General features: G+C 70.0%; 15 protein-coding genes and 1 tRNA gene. 10 read left to right on the forward strand and 6 right to left on the reverse strand.

What is annotated here, in order from left to right; translation table 11 throughout:
- The first annotated feature begins 9 nt into the window (after positions 1–9).
- Positions 10–678, forward strand: coding sequence for a hypothetical protein (locus tag HNP44_RS15275; protein WP_259141863.1), 669 nt, complete (start codon positions 10–12; stop codon positions 676–678).
- A gap of 72 nt (positions 679–750) precedes the next feature.
- Here the strand turns inward: HNP44_RS15275 and HNP44_RS15280 are convergent, their stop codons facing one another.
- Positions 751–1332: a TetR/AcrR family transcriptional regulator gene (locus HNP44_RS15280; protein ID WP_259141864.1), complete on the reverse strand. Its 582-nt coding sequence runs from the start codon at positions 1330–1332 to the stop codon at positions 751–753.
- Between the two features lie 100 nt (positions 1333–1432).
- On the opposite strand from HNP44_RS15280, the gene HNP44_RS15285 reads away from it, so the two are divergent.
- Genes HNP44_RS15285 through HNP44_RS15295 form a run of 3 tightly spaced genes read left to right on the forward strand, consistent with a single transcriptional unit; the run spans position 1433 to position 5602 of the window.
- Positions 1433–2464, forward strand: coding sequence for an ABC transporter permease (locus HNP44_RS15285; RefSeq protein WP_259141865.1), 1032 nt, complete (start codon positions 1433–1435; stop codon positions 2462–2464).
- Positions 2465–2467: 3 nt separating this feature from the next.
- A complete protein-coding gene (locus tag HNP44_RS15290; protein ID WP_259141866.1) occupies positions 2468–3724 on the forward strand; it encodes a pyridoxal phosphate-dependent aminotransferase in 1257 nt (418 codons plus the stop codon).
- A 9-nt stretch (positions 3725–3733) separates the two neighbouring features.
- Positions 3734–5602, forward strand: a complete 1869-nt coding sequence (locus HNP44_RS15295) for a YibE/F family protein (protein WP_259256896.1) — start codon at positions 3734–3736, stop codon at positions 5600–5602.
- A 77-nt stretch (positions 5603–5679) separates the two neighbouring features.
- On the opposite strand, the gene dcd is transcribed toward HNP44_RS15295, so the two are convergent.
- A complete protein-coding gene (gene dcd, locus HNP44_RS15300; protein WP_259141869.1) occupies positions 5680–6246 on the reverse strand; it encodes a dCTP deaminase in 567 nt (188 codons plus the stop codon).
- Positions 6247–6326: 80 nt separating this feature from the next.
- Here dcd and HNP44_RS15305 point away from each other — a divergent pair, with 80 nt between their 5' ends.
- Positions 6327–6911, forward strand: coding sequence for a hypothetical protein (locus HNP44_RS15305; RefSeq protein WP_259141870.1), 585 nt, complete (start codon positions 6327–6329; stop codon positions 6909–6911).
- Positions 6912–6986: 75 nt separating this feature from the next.
- Positions 6987–7060, forward strand: a tRNA-Gly gene (locus tag HNP44_RS15310).
- An 11-nt stretch (positions 7061–7071) separates the two neighbouring features.
- On the opposite strand, the gene HNP44_RS15315 is transcribed toward HNP44_RS15310, so the two are convergent.
- The gene (locus HNP44_RS15315) at positions 7072–7938 is read right to left on the reverse strand and encodes a hypothetical protein (protein WP_259141871.1); all 867 of its coding nucleotides are present in this window, start codon (positions 7936–7938) and stop codon (positions 7072–7074) included.
- A gap of 8 nt (positions 7939–7946) precedes the next feature.
- Positions 7947–8318 (reverse strand): PLD nuclease N-terminal domain-containing protein, encoded by a 372-nt coding sequence (locus HNP44_RS15320; protein WP_259141872.1) that lies wholly within the window; start codon positions 8316–8318, stop codon positions 7947–7949.
- Positions 8319–8395: 77 nt separating this feature from the next.
- Here HNP44_RS15320 and HNP44_RS15325 point away from each other — a divergent pair, with 77 nt between their 5' ends.
- Together HNP44_RS15325 and HNP44_RS15330 are read left to right on the forward strand one after the other, a co-directional pair.
- Positions 8396–8719 (forward strand): hypothetical protein, encoded by a 324-nt coding sequence (locus tag HNP44_RS15325; RefSeq protein WP_259141873.1) that lies wholly within the window; start codon positions 8396–8398, stop codon positions 8717–8719.
- Entirely contained in the window at positions 8716–9495 is a 780-nt protein-coding gene (locus tag HNP44_RS15330) for an S-methyl-5'-thioadenosine phosphorylase (protein WP_259141874.1), read from the forward strand. The genes HNP44_RS15325 and HNP44_RS15330 overlap by 4 nt, the downstream gene beginning before the upstream one ends.
- Positions 9496–9676: 181 nt before the next feature.
- Here HNP44_RS15330 and HNP44_RS15335 read toward each other — a convergent pair whose 3' ends face one another.
- Positions 9677–10168: an SRPBCC family protein gene (locus tag HNP44_RS15335; protein WP_259141875.1), complete on the reverse strand. Its 492-nt coding sequence runs from the start codon at positions 10166–10168 to the stop codon at positions 9677–9679.
- 25 nt (positions 10169–10193) lie between these two features.
- A complete protein-coding gene (locus tag HNP44_RS15340) occupies positions 10194–11579 on the reverse strand; it encodes an aspartate aminotransferase family protein (RefSeq protein ID WP_259141876.1) in 1386 nt (461 codons plus the stop codon).
- 152 nt (positions 11580–11731) lie between these two features.
- Here HNP44_RS15340 and glsA point away from each other — a divergent pair, with 152 nt between their 5' ends.
- Both glsA and HNP44_RS15350 read left to right on the forward strand, forming a co-directional pair.
- The gene (glsA, locus tag HNP44_RS15345; protein ID WP_259141877.1) at positions 11732–12985 is read left to right on the forward strand and encodes a glutaminase A; all 1254 of its coding nucleotides are present in this window, start codon (positions 11732–11734) and stop codon (positions 12983–12985) included.
- A 2-nt stretch (positions 12986–12987) separates the two neighbouring features.
- Positions 12988–13302, forward strand: a complete 315-nt coding sequence (locus HNP44_RS15350) for a cupin (protein ID WP_259141878.1) — start codon at positions 12988–12990, stop codon at positions 13300–13302.

Genomic DNA, 13302 nt, shown 5'->3' on the forward strand with positions numbered 1-13302 from the left:
GATGTACGCGTGCCTGAGTACGTGACTTACGAGGAGTTCGGGCGGCGGTTCTTCGAGATCGCCGTGAACGAGGAGCGTGTGGGCTCGGCGTTCGCCGACATCGCCGGCGGCGATTTCACCGTGGGCCCGATCCCGTCGGGCCCCGGTGGGATGGCCAAGGTGTGGGCGCAGGTGGAGATCGATGAGCCGCAGCTCACCCGCCAGGTGGGCGAGCTCATCACCTTCACGGTGAAGATCCCGCTGCGCATCGGCCTGCTGATCGACCTCAAGGTCGACCGGATTCGCTACGACGTGGCCGGCCTCATCACACTCCCGCTCACAGTGCGCGCCGCAGCGCCGCTGGAATTGCGCATCGAGGTCGACCCGCCGAGACCCAAGGACGTCTGGGTCGACGTCGAGTCGCGCACCATCCGCGGATCCATCGTGCGCGTCGTCGCCAGCGTCGATTCGGAGATCCGGCGGTTCATCGCGCAGTACGTCGCCGAGGAGATCGACAAGCCGGAGATCAAGAAGGCGCGGATCATCAACGTCTCCGAGGAGCTGGGCCGCGCGTTCCACAACCTCGGCGACGACGAGGACCCACAGGGGCCCGCAACCCCGACTCCGGCGGCATCCGCTCCGGCTGCCGAGGTCATCGAGCCGACCGAGATCCTGCCCGCGCCAGGCGACCGGCTCTAGAAACCGGCCGATTCCCGGCTCGGGGCGACGTATTTCGATCGTCGGCCCGAATTCGGCCGGTTTCGCGCCGCATCACCCCGCGGCGCCGTCGACGATGCGCTGGATCGCGGCGCCGTAGGTCGCCACTAATTCCTCGGCCGCCGGTTCAACGAACAGTGGCGCGGCGATCAAGTACCGCATGAACGCCAGCCCGAACATCGTGCTGGCGACCACGCGCGCCGTCTCGATCCCGATCCCCGAGTGCCTGGTCAGCGTCGGAATCATCACCGACGACAGGAACTCCCCGAAGGTGTTGGACGCACCCTCGTCCGCGTTCACCGCGGCGCGCAGCAGCGCTCGGAAGGCGTCGGAGGTCTCCTGCCCCTCCCAGACTGTGAGCGCCGCTCGCACGAGCCGTTCCCCCACGCCCTCACGCGGGCCGTCGAGCGCGGCGGTGAAGATCTCCTCAGGATCGACGGGCATGCTCATCACGCCCCGGAACAGGCCCTTCTTGTTGCCGTAGTAGTACGACACCAGCGCCACGTCGACGCCCGCGCGGGCGGCGATCGCGCGAATCGTGGCGCGGTCGTAGCCCACCTCGGCGAAGAGCTCGCGCGCCGCCTCGAGGATGTCCGCCTTCGCGGTGCTGACGCCCGCCCGTCTCCCTGTCGCCATGCGCCGATCCTAACAGGATTTCAACACCTGTTGACTTCTGTGTCGCCACAGTCGTACCCTCTGATTCATCACACGTTGAATTACCTGGAGGTGCTCCACCATGAGCAAGTCCCACGCTCAGCTCGCGGCGGTCTTCGCCGGACTGGCGATCGCCATCCCGCTGATCGTCCTGCTGTTCACCGGCCCCGCCTCGCACGGCAAGCCGCACGACCTGCCGATCGGCGTCGTGGGCCCGGCGGCCGCGGCGCAGCAGGTCGAGCAGCGGCTCGATGCGCAGCAGCCCGGCGGCTTCGCCGTGCACTCCTACGAGTCCGAGGCCGCGCTGGTGCAGGCCACGAAGGACCGCGAGGTCTACGGCGGCATCGTGCCCGCGAGCCCCGCCGCCCCGGGATCGCAGACCAAGGCCGTCGTCGCGAGCGGCGCCTCGCCCGCCGTCGCGCCGATGATCACGCAGCTGGCGACGGCCCTGGCCCAGGGCCAGAAGGTGCAGACCGTCGAGGTGGCTCCGCTCTCCGCCGACGACCCACGCGGCGCCGGCTTCGGCTCGATCGTGATGCCGGTCTTCCTCTCGGGGATGGTGCTGGCGTTGGCGACCGTGATGATCGGCGGCCATCCGAAGGTCATCGCCGTGGCCCTTCCCGTGGGCGCGGCGGTCATCGGTGCCGCCGCCGTGGGCGCGGCCATGTGGATAGGCGTACTGCCCGGCGGCTTCTGGGGCCAGTGGCTCGCGATGAGCGCGGGCATGCTCGCCATCGGCGCGACGGTGGCCGGACTGGTGTCGTTGCTCGGCACGAAGGGCATCGGCCCTGCGGCACTGCTGTTCATGCTGGTCGGGATGCCACTGGCCGGCATCGCCATGCCACCGGAGTTCCTGCCGCACATCTGGGCGATCCTCGGCCAGAGCCTGCCGATCGGCGCGACGGGCACCGCGCTGCGCAGCGCGGCCTTCTTCGCCGACGGCTCACTCGTCGGCGCCGGGGCCGGCGCGGCCTTCGCGGTCCTCGGCGCGTGGATCGTCGTGGGCTACGCCCTGCTCGTGATCGGCGCGGCGAAGCACCGGGGGCAGAGTGACGCATCGTCGGACAAGGGCGAGGTGGCAGAAAAGGATTTGCTGCAGCCTGCGACGATATAGCCCATGAGCCGACCGCATGTGCCCCACATCCGCACCGAACTCAAGCCGCTCGAGCAGTCCGCCAAGCTGCAGAACGTGCTGTACGAGATCCGTGGACCCGTGGTGGCACAGGCGGCTCGGCTCGAAGCGCAGGGGCACCGCATCCTCAAGCTGAACATCGGCAACCCGGCGACGTTCGGCTTCGAGGCGCCGGACTCGATCGTCCGCGACATGATCCACGCGCTGCCCACCTCGCAGGGCTACAGCGAGTCGCAGGGCATCGCCTCCGCGCGACGGGCTGTGGTGACCCGCTACGAGGAGGTCCAGGACTTCCCGTACTTCGACATCGGCGACGTCTACCTCGGCAACGGGGTCTCCGAGCTCATCACGATGACGCTGCAGGCGCTGCTCAACAACGGCGACGAGGTACTCATCCCCGCGCCCGACTACCCGCTGTGGACCGCCATGACGTCGCTCTCCGGCGGGACGCCCGTGCACTACCTGTGCGACGAGGACAACGGCTGGAACCCGTCCGTCGAGGACATCGAGGCGAAAATCACACCGCGCACCAAGGCGCTCGTCGTGATCAACCCGAACAACCCGACGGGTGCCGTCTACTCGCGCGAGACGCTCCAGCAGATCGTCGAGGTGGCGCGCAAGCACTCGCTGCTCGTGCTGGCCGACGAGATCTACGACCGCATCCTCTACGACGACGCGCAGCACATCTCCATCGCCGAGCTCGCCCCGGACCTCCTCGTCTGCACCTTCAACGGCCTGTCGAAGGCCTACCGCGTATGCGGCTACCGTGCCGGCTGGATGGTGCTCACCGGGCCCAAGGACCACGCGTCCGGCTTCATCGAGGGCCTCACGCTCCTGGCGTCGACGCGCCTGTGCCCCAACGTCCCCGCGCAGCACGCGATCCAGGTGGCGCTCGGCGGCTACCAGTCGATCAACGACCTCATCCTGCCCGGCGGCCGGCTGCTGGAGCAGCGCGACGTGGCATACGAGAAGCTCAACGCCATCGACGGGGTGAGTTGCGTCAAGCCCCAGGGCGCCCTCTACGCCTTCCCGAAGCTCGACCCGAACGTGCACGAGATCCGCGACGACGAGCAGATGGTGCTCGACCTGCTCAACCAGGAGAAGATCCTCCTGGTGCAGGGCACCGGCTTCAACTGGTCGACGCCCGACCACCTCCGCGTCGTCACCCTTCCCTGGGCGCGCGACCTCGCCGAGGCCCTGGATCGTTTCGGCAACTTCCTGAGTTCCTACAAGCAGAAGTAGGGTGTCGGCGTGACAGCCGACCACGACCACGACGTGCACGACGACGCCGCAGCGCACGTGCACAGCCACTCGCTGACCAACATCTCCCTCGGGAGGTGGGCGTCGCGGGTCGTGGTCGGCCTGCTCGCCGTGATCGGGATCCTGGTGGTAGCAGGCGTGATCCTGCTGTGGCCGTCGCAGATCCGGGTGAGTGTGCCTTCGGGGCCGCAGACGCCGACGCTGGCCAAGGGCGAGGTCTCGGAGCAGCTCGTCGGCGACTGCAACTTCTCGCCGTCGGGGAACGGCCAGCTCAGCGACACCGAGCCGCATCCGGTCCTCAACCCCGACGGCGGCTGCCTCAACAGCTCGGTCCGCATCACCAGCGGCCCGGACGCCGGCAAGTGGACGGTCTTCTCCATCGGCACGCAGCGGATGAACGTCTCCGCCGTGCCCGGGAAGACCTCGCCGGACGCGGCACCGTCGGGCATCGACCTGTCCCGTCCCGCGACGCCCGGCACCGGCCAGCCCGACCTCGCGCCCGGCACCAAGATCATGATGAGCTGGAACGGCGGCGGCGTCGCCGGATCGCCGTCGAACTACGCCTTCTACGACTACGCCCGCGGCGTCTCACTGTGGGTGTGGGGCCTGGTCTTCGCTGCCGTCGTGATCGCCGTGGCGCAGTGGCGCGGCCTGCGGGCGCTGCTCGGGCTCGCGCTCTCGGGCGTGGTGATCGTCTTCTTCGCGCTGCCGTCGATCCTCGACGGGCACTCGGCCGTCTGGGTGGCGCTGGTCGCCTCGGCGGTGATCCTGTACCTGGTGCTGTACCTGGCGCACGGCGTCTCGCTCCGGACGTCTGCGGCGTTGTTGGGCACGCTCTGTTCGCTCGCGGTGTGCGGCGTGCTGGCCTGGCTCGCGACGGCCACCACCCAGGTCACGGGGTTGAGCAGCGAGGACACCACGAATCTGCAGGCCTACGCCGCCACCGTCTCGACGTCCGGCGTGCTGCTCGCAGGCTTCGTCATCGGAGCGCTGGGCGTGCTCAACGACGTGACGATCACGCAGTCGTCGGCGACCTTCGAGCTGGCGAAGCTCTCGCCGAAGTCGTCGCGGCGCCGCACCTTCCTCTCCGCGATGCGGGTGGGCCGCGACCACATCGCGTCGACGGTCTACACCCTCGTCTTCGCATACGTCGGCACGGCGCTGCCGCTGCTGCTGCTGTTCTCGATCGCGGGCCGGCCACTGGGCCAGGTGCTCACGTCGGACTCGGTGGCCATCGAGCTGGTCCGCGCCTTCGTCGGCGGCATTGGCCTGGCCCTGTCCGTCCCGCTGACCACGGCGATCGCGACGCTGCTCGCGAAGCCGAAGCGAGTGGCCGTGAGCGCCGAGGCGGCGAAGCGCTACACGCAGAGCCATCCCGACGCCGACCCGTCGGAGATCCGGGTCCGCGAGCGCCGCGCCGCCGCCGCGAGGGCGGCGGCCACGACCGCGGCCCGCGCGGACGAGCAGCTCCGACTAGATGAGCAGGTCCGGGCCGACGAGCGGGTCGAGCAGGAGAGGCCGGCGCCGGTCCCGCCGCCGACGGGACAGCTACCCGTGGCCCCGCCGACCGGGCAGTTCCCCGTCGCGTCCCGCCCCGCGACGCCGCACCCCGAGGGCCACACCGGCCCCCATGCGGCGACCCCGCGCCCCGAGCGTGCCGCGGCGGCACGGCGCCCCGAAACGCCCCGGCCGGCACCGTCGCAGCAGGTCACGCCGACGCCGGAGCCGCGGCCGGGCCGGCGCCGCCTGCCGGACGAGCCGATCCCCGCGCCCCCACGGCCGCAGCCGCGCCCGCCGGTGCTGCCGGGTCCCCCGGCGCAGGACCCGCCGTTGCGCCGAGGCCGGCACTCCGCCGACTGAGACGACGATGTCCGGTCGTTCGTCCCCACGATCATGAGAACGGATGACCGGACATCCGCGGCGGCGTCGCCGTGCGTTCAGTTCTGGAAGTTGAGGTACGCCTTCGAGGGCGTCGGGCCCCGCTGCCCCTGATACTTCGAGCCCACGGCGGAGCTGCCGTAGGGGGTCTCGGCGGGGCTGGTGAGCCGGAACAGGCACAGCTGGCCGATCTTCATGCCCGGCCACAGCGTGATCGGCAGGTTCGCGACGTTCGACAGCTCCAGCGTGATGTGGCCGGAGAAGCCGGGGTCGATGAAGCCCGCGGTCGAGTGTGTGAGCAGCCCGAGGCGGCCCAGCGAGGACTTGCCCTCGAGGCGTCCGGCCAGGTCGTCGGGGAGGCTGCACACTTCCAACGTCGAGCCGAGCACGAACTCGCCCGGGTGCAGCACGAAGGGCTCGCCCTCGTCCGGCTCGACCAGCGTGGTCAGCTCGTCCTGCCGCTGCTTGGGGTCGATGTGGGTGTAGCGGGTGTTGTTGAACACCCGGAACAGGCCGTCGAGCCGCACGTCCACGCTGGACGGCTGCACCATCTGCGGGTCGAAGGGATCGATCCCCAGGCGGCCGGATTCCACATGGGCGCGGATGTCGCGATCGGAGAGCAGCACGGGTTCAGCGTAGGGCAGGCCGCGCGGACCGCGAGCGTTGCCACGGGTAACGATCTTCGTCGCCGCACCGACCACAGGGCATGAAGCCCGCACGGATCGTGCTCCCCGCCCTCCTCGGCCTCGCCCTCTCGGCGTGCGGATCCGGGTCCGACGGTCCGCCGACCGGCACCGTCCCGCCGCCGGTCACGGCCTCGGAGACGACCGACCCCGCGCTGGGCACGGCCTCGGACACCGTCGACCCCTCGACCACGTCCCCGCCGTCGAAGACCGTCGCCGACCCGGCCGATCAGTATCGGCCCGCCAACGGGGACGGCGTCTACTTCTTCACTCCCAGCCGCAACATCGCCTGCGGCCTCGACGCCGCGACGGTGGGCTGCCAGGTCTTCACGACCAGAGTCATCCCGCCCGGCGCCGACTGCACGGGCGCCACGATGCCGCGGGACCGATTGTCGAAGGGCTACCTGTCCAGCAACGGAGGGCCGTTCACCCCGTCGTGCTTCAACCAGGGCGTGTTCTTCATGGTCGTCCCCGAGCAGAAGACCCTGCAGTACGGCCACAGCGTGACCGCGGGTGGCATGACCTGCGTCTCCGAGACGCGCGGCGTGACCTGCCGGCGCGGCGAGCGCGGCTTCTTCGTCTCGGCGCAGAGTTTCGAGCGCTGGTAACGGCTCGCCGGGCCCGACGGTGCCCGTGCTAGTGTTGCCGGTACGCGCGGCCCGTTCTTCGACGGTGCCGCGACTGCCGATGTAGTTCAATGGTAGAACTCCTGCTTCCCAAGCAGGTAGCGCGGGTTCGATTCCCGTCATCGGCTCCATAGCCCGAGCATCACGCCTCGACCCCGTTCCGCGCGACCTGATCGATGTAGAACTGGGCGTTGGTGACGATGAGGAAGGGCAGGACGACGATCTGCCCGATCACCCACCCGACAGTCGCGAACAGCAGGCTGGCGAGAGTCTGGGAGGCGACGTCGTCACCCGAGCTCGCCGCCCTGGCGGCCAGCGAGAACGGCAGGCTCACGACGGTCGAGACCACACCCAGCACCACGTAGGTGCAGATCACCCGACCGAGCAAACGCCAGTACCCGCGCCGCTGGACGGCGAAGGCACGCCACAGCGCATCGACGGGTCGCAGTTGTTCGATCACGAGCATCGGCCCGGCGATCACCAGCGTCGGAAGGACCGCGAGGACGACGACGACGGCGACGGCGAACAGCACGGTCGTGGTCAGGCGCGCGGACTCCGGCCCGGCGCGCACGGCGAGCGCGATCGCGCCCGCGGCGGCGGCGATGATCGGCGCCAGGACCACCATCACATCGAGGACGCCTAGCCCCGCGGCGGCCATGAGACGCGGCCTGGCCCGCTGCCACGCAAGGCGGAGCGGAGTCCGCTCGCCAGCGAGGTGCCGGACCGCGACGATGGATCCAATCGCCGTCACGGCGATGCTGACCAGCGTCCAGATGATCATCACCAGAAACGTGCCAGCGGGGTACACGCCGAGCGTCACAGCCACCTGGAGGCTGTCCCAGTCGGCGGTGGGCGTCCAGCCCGGGTCCCCGATGAGCGGCAGGCGCGCCAACACGCCGAGGGCTGCGATCGTGATGACGAGGACGGCCGAGAGCCCCAGCGTCGGGCCGGGGTTCGCGCGGAGCACCAAGAGGGAGGTGCGGTAGATGCTGACCAAGCCGCGCGGCACGGCGGTGTTCAGTCCGTGTCCTCGGGTGACTCCGAGCGGTTGCGGGCGTCCATCTCCTTGGCCCGGCGGCGCTGCTGCTCGGCGCGCTCGCGGCACTGCCGCAAGAACTCGTCGTCGTCGTCCGCGTATTGAGCGATGTGCCGGCCCGGACGCTCGTACTCCGGATAACCCGTGGTGCGCGACGGTGCGCGACCTCCCGTGGCTGCTCCGACGGGCCGGCCCAGCAGGAACCAGATGAGCGAGCCGGCGAGCGGGATGAGGATGACGACGATCAACCAGCCACCCTTGGGCAGGTGGCGCACCCGGTACTCGTCCGAGACGATCACGTCGATGAGCGCAGCGACCCACATCAGCATCACGATCGCACCGAAGTACGGCATCTTGAACCCCCACCCCTAGGAAAACGGATAGCCGATGCTACCGCGGACCCCATTCCGAATCGACCTATTGTGGCAGCGTGAGTGATCTCAGCTGGCCGGCGACCCGTGTCCTCAGCATCGGGAAGCGCTCCGGCGCCATCCCCGGGCACCTCGAACTGACCGCGACACACCTGCGGTTCCGTCCCGCGGGTATCGCGGCGAAGGTGGGCGGAACCCCGTTCTCCGTCCAACTCAAGCACGTCGCGGCCGTCGGCATCGTCGACGAGACGGTCGGCCTGTTCAAGCGCACCAGGCAGCGACTGTGCGTCACCCTCGGCGACGGCTCCGAGCAGTTCTTCGACGTCGGCCGGCCCGACGAAGTCGCCATGGCGGTCCGTGCGCGGCTCGGGGGCGGCGCGTGATCGGCGTGATCGGCGGGACGGGGCTGTACCGGTTCCTGCCCGCCGGGAGCGAGCAGCGCACCGTCGACACCCCGTACGGGCGGCCGAGCGCACCGATCACCGTCGGTGAGGTCGCGGGGCGCGACGTGGCCTTCCTGCCGCGCCACGGCCGCAGCCACGAGTTCTCGCCGCACACCGTGCCCTACCGGGCCAATCTGTGGGCACTGCGCAGCCTCGGGGTGCGCAAGGTGCTCGCTCCCTGCGCCGTCGGGAGCCTCGACGGTGCCGCCGGCCCCGGCACCATCGCGATCCCGGAGCAACTCGTGGACCGCACGTTCTCCCGACCGTCCACCTACTTCGACGGTGGCGGGGTCCACGTGAGCTTCGCCGATCCGTACTGCCCCGCCCTGCGGGCCGCGGCGGCGCCGCACGCGGACCGCACCGATTCGACCATGGTCGTCATCGAGGGGCCGCGCTTCTCGACGCGCGCCGAGAGCCGTTGGTACGCCGCGCAGGGCTGGGACCTCGTGAACATGACGGGCCTGCCCGAGGCGGCGCTGGCCCGCGAGCTCAAGCTCTGTTACGCCGCGATCGCGCTGGTCACCGACCTGGATGCGGGCATCGAGGCGGGCGAGGGCGTGCGCACCGAGGACGTGCTCGCGGAATTCCGCGCGAACCTGCCGCGGCTGACCGACGTGCTCACCAAGACCATCGCCGCGACCGATCCCGCCGCACCCTGCGACTGCGGCGCAGGCGATCACGACCTCCCGCCCGGCCTGGATCCGATCCACGTCTGAGGCTCAGAGTTCTTGCGGGTTGCGGCGGTGTGCACTCGGCCGTCGCCGCCGCAACCCGGAGAAGTTTGTGCGGCTCAGCCTTCCGCGAGGATCTTCGCGCGGGCGACGGTGCGCTCGACAGTAGCGAAAAGCAGAATCCGCACGACCCTGTTCGGTCGTGCGGATTCCGCGGTGCTGGTGACTAGGCCGAGCCGAGGTAGCGCTCGGTGTCGCGCTGCAGCCACTTCACGACGAGCCCCACCGGGAGGCCGCTGAGGCCGATCACCCGGTCGCCGCCGACCGGCTCGATGAGCAGCGTCCAGGTGAACACGGAGCCGCCGTCGGGATGCGCCTCCACGCGGTACTTCTCCGCGAGCCGCGCCAGGCCGGGGGCGGTGGCAGACTGCACGTAGAAGGCCTTCTCGCACACCGTCTCCGACTCCTCCCAGGAGTAGAAGAGCTCGTCGGCGCTGATGCCCGGGCCGAGGTGCACGCGGCGGGTGGAGCCGGCGGCGAAGGGCCGCGGGCTGGTCCACTCGATCTTGCGGATCCCCTTGCACCAGTGCAGGGGACGGTCCGAGGTCAGCTCACCCCACACCCAGTCGACGGGGCGCGCGGAGCGCACCGAGAACTCGTACACGCCGAGACGCCCGGCCTGCAGTTCGGCGGGGAGGACGGGCTTGAGTGCGGGCATGCTTTTACTCCTGGCGTAGGGAAGGTCAGACGGTGTGCGCGTCCGCAACGTTGAGCGCTTCGTCGATGATGGCCAGGCCCTCGCGGGCCTCCTCGGCGGAGACGTTGCACGGCGGCACGACGTGGATGCGGTTGTAGTTGGCGAAGGGCAGCAGGCCGCCCTTCTTCAGCGCGGCGACGGTCTCGTTCATCGCGGGGCTGCTGCCGCCGTAGGGTGCCAGCGGCTCGCGGGTCTCCTTGTCGCGGACCAGCTCGATCGCGAAGAAGACGCCCTCACCGCGGACATCGCCGACCGACGGGTGCTTGTCCTTGAAGCCCTCGAGGGTGGGCCGGATGATGTCGTTGCCGATCGTCGCGGCGTTCTCGACCATGCCCTCCTCGGCCATGGCGTTGATCGTCGCCACGGCGGAGGCGGTGGCCAGCGGGTGGCCCGAGTAGGTGAGGCCGCCCGGGTAGGGCTTGTCGGCGAAGGTCGCGGCGATCTCGGCACCGATGGCGACGCCGCCGAGCGGCACGTAGCCGCTGTTCACGCCCTTGGCGAAGGTCAGCAGGTCGGGCACGACGGGGCCCGCGGCGGTGGCGGCGTGCTCGATGGCGAACCACTTGCCGGTGCGGCCGAAGCCGGCCATGACCTCGTCGGCGATCATGACGATCCCGTACTTCGTGCACAGCTCGCGGACGCCGGCGAGATAGCCGGGCGGCGGCACCATGATGCCGGGGGTGCCGGGGATCGACTCGAGGATGATCGCGGCGATGGTGTTCGGGCCCTCGAGCACGATGGTGCGCTCGAGGTGTTCGAGCGCCCGCTGCGACTCCTGCTCCTCGGTCTCAGCGTAGAAGGAGCTCCGGTAGAGGAACGGGCCATCGAAGTGGGCGACGGACTCGCCGCCGAAGTCGTTGGCGAACCGGCGGGTGTCGCCGGTGACGTTGATCGCGAGCTCGGTGCCGCCGTGGTAGCTGCGGTAGCGGCTGAGCACCTTGCGGCGGCCGGTGTGGACGCGGGCCATGCGGATCGCGTGCTCCACGGCGTCGGCGCCGCCGTTGGTGAAGAAGACTTTGTCCAGGTCGCCCGGGGTGCGCTCGGCGATGAGTCGCGCGGCCTCGCTGCGGGATTCGTTGACGTGCTGGGGCGCGATGGTGCAGATCTTCGCGGCCTGCTCCGCGATGGCCGCGACGACCTTCGGGTGCTGGTGGCCGATGTTGGTGTTGACCATCTGCGAGCTGAAGTCGAGGAGCTTGCGCCCCTCGCCGTCCCACACGTAAGAGCCCTCGGAGGCGAGGATCGTCATGGGGGTGATCTGCGCCTGCGCCGACCACGAGTGGAAGACATGGGCGCGGTCGAGCTCGTAGGCGCGGGCTCCTGCGGCGATGGCGTCGTCCAAGGTCCGGCCGTCGGGCAGCGTGTTCGTCATAGCTGTACTCCAAGAAATGTCTTCGGCAATGCTTCTCTGGCGATATCCGCTGGTATGCGCTGCTCACCTGGTCACGTCACGGTGACTGCAACGATACTCGCCGCCCATTTCAGCGCCGGGCGCGGCGGCGGACCGTCGGATAGCTTGGCAGTATGAGCGAGACGAGCACCGGCCCCGCGACCTCCGTAGGCTTCACCGACAACCCCGTCAACGCGGCAATGGCCCGGGTGCTCGACGACGTCCGCCGCGAGGACCATCCGGGCGCCGTCGCCGACTACATCCCGCAGTTGGCGACGGCGGACCCGGAGGCCTTCGGCGTCGCGTCGGTGTCGGTGCACGGGCACAGCTACGGTGCAGGTGACTACCGCACGCCCTTCACCATCCAGTCGATGAGCAAGCCCTTCGTCTATGCGCTGGCACTGGAGGCGCTGGGGACGGAGGCCGTCCTGGAACGGATCGGCGTCGAGCCCAGCGGCGAGGCCTTCAACGGCATCAGCTTCGATCCGTCGGGACGCCCGGAGAACCCGCTCATCAACGCGGGGGCGATCGTCTCGACGTCACTGATCCCGGGGGCCGACGGTGCCGAGCGGTTCGCCGCGATCCGGGAGGGCCTGTCGCGCTTCGCCGGCCGCGAGCTGGAGCTCGACGAGGCCGTCTACCGCTCGGAGTCGGAGACCGGCTTCCGCAACCTCGCCCTCGCCGCGCTCGCCCGCTCGACGGACGCGCTGCGCGTGCCCATCGAGGACGCGCTCGACCCGTACTTCCGGCAGTGCTCACTGCTGGTGGACGCGCACGACGTCGCGGTGATGGGCGGCACCCTCGCCAACGGCGGCGTCAACCCCGTCACCGGCGAGCGGGTGGTGCGCGCGGCGGTCGCGCAGCACACGCTCTCGGTGATGACGGGGTGCGGCATGTACGACCGCTCCGGGGCTTGGATGGTGTCCGTGGGAATCCCCGCCAAGTCGGGCGTGGGTGGCGGCATCGTGGCCGCGACGCCGGGCGAGTACGGGATCTGCGTGTTCAGCCCGCCGCTCGACGAGGCCGGCAACTCCAGCCGCGGGGTCGCGGTGCTGCAGCGGATGAGCAGTGAGTTCGGGCTGCACCTGCTGAACCGGTCGATGACGCCGGTGAGCGCCGTCGCCTCGGTGACCACGGACCCGTCGACCGGACGAACGGTGCTGCGGCTGCGGGGCGAGGTGGACTTCGTCGCCGTGGAGGAGGTCGTGCACGAGGCCCTGAGCCTGGGCCGCGCGCAGAGCGGCAGCACCATCGTCCTCGACCTCACCGACGTCACCCGCATCTCGACGGTGGCGGCCTACCTGCTGACCCAGCTCGCCTCCGACGTGGGCTATGGCGTGCGCGTGCTGATGGACGACCCGTCCAGTCTCTGCGTCGCGGGACGCTGACCATGCGATTCATCGCGAGTGACGAATTCACCCCCGATCGGCCGTGGGATGCGCTGCCCCTCGCCACGATCTCGCCCGCGACCGTGCGCCTGCACTGGACCGACTCGGAGTACGTGTGGCACCGGAACGACGGAACGGAGGTGTTCATCGTCGTCGCCGGCGAGGTCGACATGCACTACCGCAGCAGCAGCGGCGACGAGCACGTGCAGCGGCTCACGCCCGGGCTCATCTGCGTGGCGGAGATCGGCGACGAGCACAAGGCTGTGCCCGTCGGCGCCGCCAGCATCGTCGTCGTCGAGCAGGAAGGCTCCATTTAG

Source organism: Tsukamurella ocularis (genome assembly GCF_024807615.1).
Lineage (GTDB): Bacteria > Actinomycetota > Actinomycetes > Mycobacteriales > Mycobacteriaceae > Tsukamurella > Tsukamurella ocularis.